Origin of the sequence: Endozoicomonas sp. ALE010, assembly GCF_049310165.1 — a bacterium.
GTDB lineage: Bacteria > Pseudomonadota > Gammaproteobacteria > Pseudomonadales > Endozoicomonadaceae > Endozoicomonas.
Genome location: NZ_JBLYNV010000012.1, coordinates 95634 through 104300, shown reverse-complemented (window position 1 = coordinate 104300; position 8667 = coordinate 95634). Strand labels below are relative to the sequence as shown.

Sequence of the window (8667 nt, the reverse complement as noted above, 5' to 3'; positions counted from 1 at the left end):
CCTTTGAGGAGCTCGGCGATACGCTCCCGGTCTTCCATCGCCGCCTCGCGACCGACATTCGGGTTCGCGCCTGCACCAAGCCCTCGCGTGATCGAGGCTCCCAGCTGCAGGTGAGTATGGGCCTGCAAATGCTGCTTTTTCAGCGCCTGGGCGTCAGTGTTTGCACAGGCAAACTCAACACCTTCGAGCTGACTATTCAGCATGTGGCAGACTGCATTACCACCACCACCACCGACACCGATAACTTTTATGACCGCTTCCTGCGGTACGTTATCCACCAATTCAAACATGGTCATCTCCTTTTTATCACCCTTAATCTAACAAATACTTACCAATACCGTTACTGAAAACCTGCGCTGCTACACACTTAAAAGTTCTGAAACCAGCGCTTCATCTTGTCCATCAGCCCAGCATCCTGAGGTTTGCTGGCGATCGACTTTTTCAAACCATCTTTCTGCATTTTCTGGCCATAGTGCAAAAGCCCGACACCCGTTGAATAAATGGGATTACTGACCACATCACTCAGCCCTTTCACTAACTGCGGCACACCCAGCCTGACCGGCATGTGGAAAATCTCTTCTGCCAGCTCAATAGCTCCCTCAATCTTGGAAGTACCACCGGTCAGAACGATACCTGCGGGGATCAGGTCTTCGAAACCACTGCGCCTGATCTCTGCATTAATTAACGTAAACAGCTCGTCATAACGAGGTTCTACCACCTCTGCCAGTGCCTGCCGGGAAAGCTCCCTGGAGGGTCGCTCACCGACACTGGGAACTTTAATGGTTTCATCGGCTCCAGCCAGCTGGGCCAGGGCACAGGCATATTTAATCTTTATGTCTTCGGCATTTTGCGTCGGTGTCCGCAAGGCCATGGCAATGTCATTGGTCACCTGATCACCGGCAATGGGAATCACTGCCGTATGCCGAATGGCACCGTCGGTAAAGATGGCAATATCTGTCGTGCCACCGCCGATATCCACCATACAGACGCCCAGCTCTTTCTCATCTTCTGAAAGCACCGAATAACTTGAAGCCAGCTGCTCAAGAATAATATCGTCCACTTCCAGACCACAGCGACGGATGCAGTTCTCAATATTCTGGGCCGCATTAACAGCGCAGGTCACCAGATGAACCTTGGCTTCCAGCCGGACACCGGACATCCCGTGAGGCTCCTTGATCCCCTCCTGGTTATCAATGGCATACTCCTGTGGAAGAATATGCAGAATCCGCTGATCCGCCGGGATCGCCACCGCCTGGGCGGCGTCAATCACCCGGTCAATATCGGCACCATTCACTTCACGCTCACGTATCGCAACGATACCGTGGGAGTTAAGACTCTTGATGTGATTGCCGGCAATACCGGCATAGACCGAGTGTATCTGACACCCGGCCATCAGCTCAGCTTCTTCAACGGCTCTCTTAATGGCATGGACCGTAGAGTCAATATTAACCACAACGCCACGCTTAAGCCCGCGGGAAATATGCGAGCCGATGCCGATGACTTCAATGTCACCCTCAGCGTTGAGCTCTCCGACAATAGCCACGACTTTCGAGGTGCCTATATCCAACCCAACGATCAATCTTCCATTATCTGCCGCTGTCATGGCATCAATCTTCCCAAACTTCTCTAACGATCATAAATCTGAGCCTGGCTGACTTATTTTGACCCCGTGTTAACCAGCGTCTCACTCCAGGCAACCGAAGCACCGTTCAAATATCGCAAATCTACCCGCTTTACCTGATCCCAGCGAGACTCCAGCCTGGCATGATAAAGACGGACAAAACGCTGCAGTCTTTCCATCCTTCGGTCACGACCAATATTGACCTCAACATGTCCTATGGTAAATCGCCATGAGCCACTATTGCTACGTTTCAGCATGGTCAGCCTGAGCCCCATAGGCCGGAGCAACTGACTGATGGCCAGATATTGCTGCATCACCTCCACCGCCAGCTCTTCCGGGCCACCCAGAACCGGCATGGCGGAAAAACCGGCAATATCCTCTGGTGCAAACACCTCACCTTCATTGCTGATCAGGGCGCTGCTGCCCCACCTCGCCACCGGCTGCTGTTCGGTCAGGCTCACCTGGACACTGTCAGGCCACTGTCGTCGAACCGAGGCGGTCTTAATCCAGGGCATTGCCATCAGAACCTGCTGCATCTCGCGCAAATCCAGGGCAAAAAAACGGTCCTGTAAGTGAGGCTGCAAAACACCCTCGACCTGCTCTCTGGATAAATACTCAAAGCCTGCATGCACTTCCACCCGTGCTATCGGCTGATTCAACCAGTTCACCAACCATGGCATTGAGCCCAGCAAGCCTGCCAGCAGAACAAGAGACACCAGAGCCTGAAGCACTCTTTTCCACGGCAGTGTTTTTTTCCCTCTGCCAACAACCTGTTGACCGTCCCTTCGGGATGCGCCCCGTACTTCCCCCGACCAGTCGGCTGAAACAGACCAACCTGCTCGATCAGACATCCGCTGTTTTCAATATTTCAATCACCAGTTCATCGAAAGATAAACCGGCATCCGCTGCGGCCATCGGCAGCAGACTATGATCTGTCATCCCCGGAATAGTATTGACCTCAAGCAACCAGAATCGTCCCTGCTGATCCTGCATAAAGTCAACACGCCCCCAGCCTGAACACCCAAGGGCTTCAAATGCCGTCAAGGCAACCGCCTGCAGTTCCTGCTCCTTAACGGAAGTCAGGCCACAGGGAATGGAGTAGCGGGTATTATCCGACAGATACTTGGCCTGGTAATCATAAAATTCACCCTCTGCCTCAATTCTGATAACAGGCAGTGGCTGACCATTAAGAATACCCACCGTAAACTCAGGCCCATCGATAAACGACTCCACCAGAACAGCCCCCTTGTGCTCCGCTGCACGCTCGCAGGCAGCCTCAAGGTCTTTCCTTCGATCAACCCGTGCCACACCAACACTGGAGCCCTCCATGCTGGGTTTGACAAAGGCAGGCAATAGCGACTCGGCATGGCCAAGATTGTCAACTCCCATAACCAGGGCAAATTCCGGTGTTGGCAGCCCAATGGATTGCCAGAGCAGCTTGCAGCGGTATTTATCCATCGCCAGGGCCGATGCCATGACACCACTGCCGGGATAGGGAATACCCATGGTTTCCAGCATTCCCTGTATCGTTCCATCTTCGCCCCCACCGCCATGCAAGGCAATGAAGGCGTAGTCAGGTGCATATTGCTGAAGCTGCTCAACAACATTCTCACAGGTATCAATCAGCTGGCATGTCACACCCTGGCGATGCAACGCGGCATAAATACGCTCACCACTGGTCAGGCTCACGTCCCTTTCTGCGGAGTTTCCACCGAAAAGTACAGCAACCTTGCCAAAAGCTTTTGGATCGAAGTGATCACAACTCCGGTCGTACTTCATGCACTGTTTTCCTTTACTATTCAATTCGTAGCTTTACTGTTCTGTCTTCGGCAGAGCCAACTCAGCACTGGCCAGCCTGAGAGCCAGTGCGCCAATATCCCCGGCTCCCTGAGCCAACAGCAAGTCACCATCCTGAAGCACATCCGCCAATACTGACTCAACGTCTTCAGGACGGGCAATAAATATCGGATCAACCAGTCCACGCTGGCGAATACTCCGGCATAGTGAGCGACTGTCCGCCCCTGCAATCGGTTCTTCTCCGGCAGGGTACACTTCCATTAACAGAAGAACATCAACCCTGGACAGCACATCGACAAAATCCTCATACAGGTCACGGGTGCGAGAGAAACGATGAGGCTGGTAAATCATCACCAGTCGTTTATCATCCCAGCCATCACGAACCGCTTTAATGGTCGCATCCACTTCCGTTGGGTGGTGACCATAATCATCCACCAGCATCACGTCGCCAACCCGGGTAGTAAACTCTCCCAGCACCTGGAAACGTCGACCAACACCATCAAAACGACTCAGCCCTTCAGCAATCACCTGATCCGGAATGCCTTCATCAGCCGCCGTGGCAAACGCGGCCAGAGCATTCAACACGTTATGGCGTCCGGGAATACCCAGTTCAATGGTCACAGGGGCTTCTTCGACATCAGTGCGACGAACCAGGTCAAACGAGGTTCTCATGCCCTGCTGACGAACATTCACTGCCCGGTAATCCGCGTCTTCACTGAAACCGTAGGTAATCACCTGTCGTTTGATTTCCGGCAACAGTTCCCGAACAACCGGACAGTCGATACAGACAATCGCCACACCGTAAAAAGGCAGATTGTGCAAGAAATCAATAAATGCCTTTTTCAGCTTGCCAAAGTCTCCGTCGTAGGTAGACATATGGTCAGCATCAATATTGGTGATAATGGACACCATCGGCTGCAAATGCAGGAAAGAGGCATCAGACTCATCCGCCTCGGCCACCAGGTAACGGCTGCCACCCAGTTTTGCATTGGTACCGGCCGAGTTGAGCCTGCCCCCAATCACAAAAGTCGGGTCCATACCACTGAACCCGAGAACCGAAGCCAGCAGACTGGTGGTGGTGGTCTTGCCATGGGTACCCGCCACCGCAATGCCGTGGCGATAACGCATTAATTCCGCCAGCATCTGGGCCCGGGGAACAATGGGCAGCCGACGTCTTTCCCCCTCAACCACTTCCGGATTATCTCCGGCAACCGCGGTTGAGGTGACAATCACATCTGCGTTGATCACATTGTCGGCACGGTGGCCAATAAACACCTCAATCCCGAGCCCTTCAAGACGCTCAGTCACTGAAGATGCACGAATATCCGAGCCAGAGATTTCATACCCCTGATTCAGCAGGACCTCGGCAATGCCACACATGCCGGAACCACCAATACCGACAAAATGGATTTTACGGATACGCCTCATCTCTGGCACCGCCACAACGGGAATCCGACTTTTTACATCAGGCATAAGAGACCTCCTTACCAGCCGCTTCAAGACAGAGCCTGACCACGTCATCAGTCGCCTGTGGCAAACTGGCCGTTCTTGCTGATGAGGCCATTCGTTCAAGCTGTTCAGGATTATCTGCCAGCTTCAAAATCATGTTTGTCAAACTGTCCACATTCAAATCTTTTTGCTGAACCATCAGGGCTGCACCTCGATCGACCAGGTAACGCCCATTCACTGTCTGATGATCATCCACCGCAAACGGGAAAGGCACCAGAATTCCGGGTTTTCCTGCCGCTGCCAGTTCTGCAATGGTTAATGCGCCAGAGCGGCAGATGACCAGATCCGCCCACTCATAAGCCTGAGCCATATCATCAATAAACGGCTCTACCCGACCGGAAACGCCGAGCTGCTGATAATCTGCCAGGCACTGCTCAAAGGTTCCCTTACCGGTCTGGTGCCAGACGTCAATCTGAGCACCACAGTTTTGTAAAACCCGGGGAATCATCTGGTTGATTGCCAGGGCTCCGCGGCTCCCCCCAACGACCAGCAGCCTTAAGGGAGTGCGTGGTAAATGGGCAGGAACGGCGACAATCTCCGGACGCACCGGATTCCCGGTCAGCATTACTTTTCGGGCAATGCGTGAAGAGAGCCCAGCAAAGGTTCCCGGAAACGCTTCAAGCACCCGGGTAGCAATCCTGGCCAGCAGTTTATTGGTCAGACCTGCCACGGCATTTTGTTCATGAACCACCAGGGGAATTCCCAACAACCGCGCAGCCACACCACCGGGCCCTGTGACATAGCCCCCCATACCAACAACACAAACCGGCCGGTGTTCTCTCAGAACCCGAACGGCCTTAAATAATGAAACAGCCAGACGCCAGGGAGCTTTCAACAGAAAACTCAACCCTTTGCCCCGCAGGCCGGTGACCGGAATAAAGCTGATATCAATGCCATGCCCGGGCACAAGCTCTGCTTCCATACTTCCGGGAGTACCCAGCCAATGCACCCGGTACCCCTGCTTAATGAGTTCCCTGGCTGTAGCCAGCCCCGGGAAAATATGTCCTCCGGTGCCCCCTGCCATGATAATCACTTTGGGTGCCTCCGGAGGCGTTTGAGAAACTGCCTGCTCAGCCATTTGTATTACCTCCAGCGGCTTCACTCGTCTTTCGCTCCTGAGCCTTACGCCCCGCAACCGGCTTAACCTCTGTGGCTTTAGTCAGACGACGTTCAAAATCAATGCGCAACAAAATACCAAATGCCAGACAGTTGACAATTAAACTGCTGCCTCCATAGCTGATCATGGGTAAGGCCAGCCCTTTAGTGGGCAGCAGTCCGGTATTCACAGAAATGTTAATCAACGCCTGACAGGCAAAAAGCAGGGCAATACCATAAGCGACGAAGCCATGGAATAACATCCCCCTGGTTTCCGCTCTTGAGCCCAACTGCAATGACCGCCAGGCAACAAACAGAAACAGCCCAAGCAACAGCAACGAACCAATCAGGCCAAACTCTTCTGCCAATACGGCAAAAACAAAATCCGTGTGCGCCTCCGGCAGGTAAAACAGCTTCTGGATGCTATTTCCCAGCCCTTCACCCAGCCAGGCTCCCCGACCAAACGCGATCAGAGCCTGGGTTAACTGATAGCCACTGCCAAAAGCATGGGCCCAGGGATCCATGTAGGAGGTGATACGAGCCATACGATAAGGCTCCATCCAGATCAACAGAACAATCAGGATAATTACGCCGGCAATCATGACCAGAAACTGGTGGAACCGTGCGCCCGCCATAAAGATCATCCCCATCACCGCCACGGTCAGCACCACCAGCGCACCAAGGTCCGGCTCCGCAAGCAGCAGCAAAGCCAACCCGGTGAGCACCAGCATGGGTTTGATAAAGCCACTCCAGCGCGTACGCACTTCATCAAGATGTCGCACCAGGTAGCCTGCCAGATAAATCACCACACACAGCTTGGCAACCTCTGAGGCTTGCAGGTTAAAAAAGCCAAGGGGAATCCAACGCACACTGCCATTAATTTCCCGACCCACAATCAGCACCAGCACCAGCAGAAAGAACGCAACCAGCAAGCCAACCCAGCTCAACTGCTGAATCCGGCTGACAGGCACCAGCATCATGACACCCATGGCACCCAGCCCCACCACCATAAACAGAAACTGCTTAAAGACGACTCTGAATGGATCACCAAAGGTAGCACTGGAAACATCCATGGAGGCTGAACCCACCATCACCAGACCAATGGCCAGCAAGGCAAGCACAGCCCCGAACAGGACCATGTCAACATTCGTGGACCTTGACCCTTCCTGTTCTATGGACTCTTTCTCCGTGAGAAAGCTGTGTCGAACCCGTTTCAGCATACAATCAAACCATTGACCAGCTCTGCAAATCGGTCACCCCGATGCTCAAAGCTGTTGAACATATCAAAACTGGCGCATGCCGGTGCCAACAGCACGGCATCACCGGGCTCGGCCAACTGTGCAGCAAGACTGACGGCATCATCCAGACTGGCAACCTTATGAATCTCTGCACTGCCCTTCACGGCCTGCTCAATGGCGGGCCCGTCACGCCCAATCAGGATCAGATGACTGACATAACGCGCGACCGCTGGCTGCAAATCCGAGAAATCCGCACCTTTGCCATCACCACCGGCAATCAGAATAATCTTGCCTGCCAGCCCATCGCCCAGGCCTTCAATAGCCGCAACGGAGGCACCGACATTGGTGGCTTTGGAGTCGTTAAACCAGGCAACGCCATCCTGCTCACCCAACCATTGGCAACGGTGCTTCAACCCGGGAAAGGCCATCAGCGCTTCGAACATGGCATTGGCATCAAGACCTATCGCCTCGCCCAGGGCCAGAGCAGCAAGGGCATTCAAATAATTGTGACGGCCTTTGAGTTTCATCTGGCGGGTATTGATCTGCTTTTCCAGCCCCTTGCTCAGCCAGATGCCGTCATCGTCAGCAAGAAGCCCCATCTGACCAAGATCCGGAGACCCACTGGTAAAGGTCACAGCTCCCGCAGTCACTGGAAGCAACGGGGAAGTAAGAGGATCATCCCGGTTAAATACGGCGGTTCCGCACCCTTTGTAAATGCGCTGCTTGGCCTGGTGGTATTCAACCAGCGTCGGGTAACGATCCATGTGGTCCGGGCTGATGTTCAGAACCGTCGCTGCCGTTGCACGGAGGCTATGGGTGGTTTCCAACTGGAAACTGGAAAGCTCCAGAACGTAAACATCAATACTGTCATCATCCAGCAAATCAAGCACCGGGGTTCCGATATTACCCCCTACGCCGGGCTTAAGCCCTGAACAGCTGACCATTTCGCCAACCAGTGTGGTCACCGTGCTTTTGCCGTTGGAGCCGGTAATGGCGACGAGCGGCTTCTTTGTTGAAACAGCCGAAGCAGCATTGACCGCTCGACAAAACAGCTCAATATCACCAATGGCAATAGCGCCATTGTCCATCGCCCTGGCAATCGCCGGTTCCGACAGAGCAATACCCGGACTAACCACCAACTCATCAGCAGCCATTAACCATTGCTCGTTGAAACCACCGGTATGCAGAGGTACATCAGGAAATAGCTGACGACATTCCGCTTCCCCCGGAGGCGTTTCCCGGGTATCAATAATTTTGAACGGCAACCCCTGGCTATGAAGATAACGGGCACAGGACAACCCGGTCTTGCCAAGACCGATAATCACACGATGACAACTCGAGCCAATCAGCCCTGATGGCTCGTTATCTGCTGCAGCTGTTTTCTTAACAAGAGTGCTTCTTGTCACA

At 53.6% G+C, this 8667-nt stretch carries 7 protein-coding genes and 1 pseudogene; all 8 read right to left on the bottom strand.

Going from position 1 to position 8667, the window contains the following annotated elements:
• Positions 1-290 (bottom strand): annotated as a pseudogene (locus ACO6UY_RS07740) (cell division protein FtsZ); the annotation flags it as partial.
• A 77-nt stretch (positions 291-367) separates the two neighbouring features.
• Entirely contained in the window at positions 368-1603 is a 1236-nt protein-coding gene (ftsA, locus tag ACO6UY_RS07735; RefSeq protein ID WP_101746660.1) for a cell division protein FtsA, read from the bottom strand.
• A 53-nt stretch (positions 1604-1656) separates the two neighbouring features.
• Positions 1657-2472 (bottom strand): cell division protein FtsQ/DivIB, encoded by an 816-nt coding sequence (locus tag ACO6UY_RS07730; RefSeq protein WP_422489534.1) that lies wholly within the window; start codon positions 2470-2472, stop codon positions 1657-1659.
• Positions 2465-3400 (bottom strand): D-alanine--D-alanine ligase, encoded by a 936-nt coding sequence (locus tag ACO6UY_RS07725; RefSeq protein WP_422489532.1) that lies wholly within the window; start codon positions 3398-3400, stop codon positions 2465-2467. Before ACO6UY_RS07725 ends, ACO6UY_RS07730 begins: the two co-directional genes overlap by 8 nt.
• A gap of 33 nt (positions 3401-3433) precedes the next feature.
• Positions 3434-4891, bottom strand: coding sequence for a UDP-N-acetylmuramate--L-alanine ligase (gene murC / locus ACO6UY_RS07720; RefSeq protein WP_422468635.1), 1458 nt, complete (start codon positions 4889-4891; stop codon positions 3434-3436).
• On the bottom strand, positions 4884-6005 hold the full coding sequence (murG, locus tag ACO6UY_RS07715) for an undecaprenyldiphospho-muramoylpentapeptide beta-N-acetylglucosaminyltransferase (protein WP_422489530.1): 1122 nt from the start codon (positions 6003-6005) through the stop codon (positions 4884-4886). The genes murC and murG overlap by 8 nt, the downstream gene beginning before the upstream one ends.
• A complete protein-coding gene (gene ftsW, locus ACO6UY_RS07710; protein WP_422461843.1) occupies positions 5998-7242 on the bottom strand; it encodes a putative lipid II flippase FtsW in 1245 nt (414 codons plus the stop codon). The genes murG and ftsW overlap by 8 nt, the downstream gene beginning before the upstream one ends.
• Positions 7236-8666, bottom strand: a complete 1431-nt coding sequence (gene murD / locus ACO6UY_RS07705) for a UDP-N-acetylmuramoyl-L-alanine--D-glutamate ligase (protein WP_422450941.1) — start codon at positions 8664-8666, stop codon at positions 7236-7238. Before murD ends, ftsW begins: the two co-directional genes overlap by 7 nt.
• Between the last annotated feature and the right edge of the window lies 1 nt (position 8667).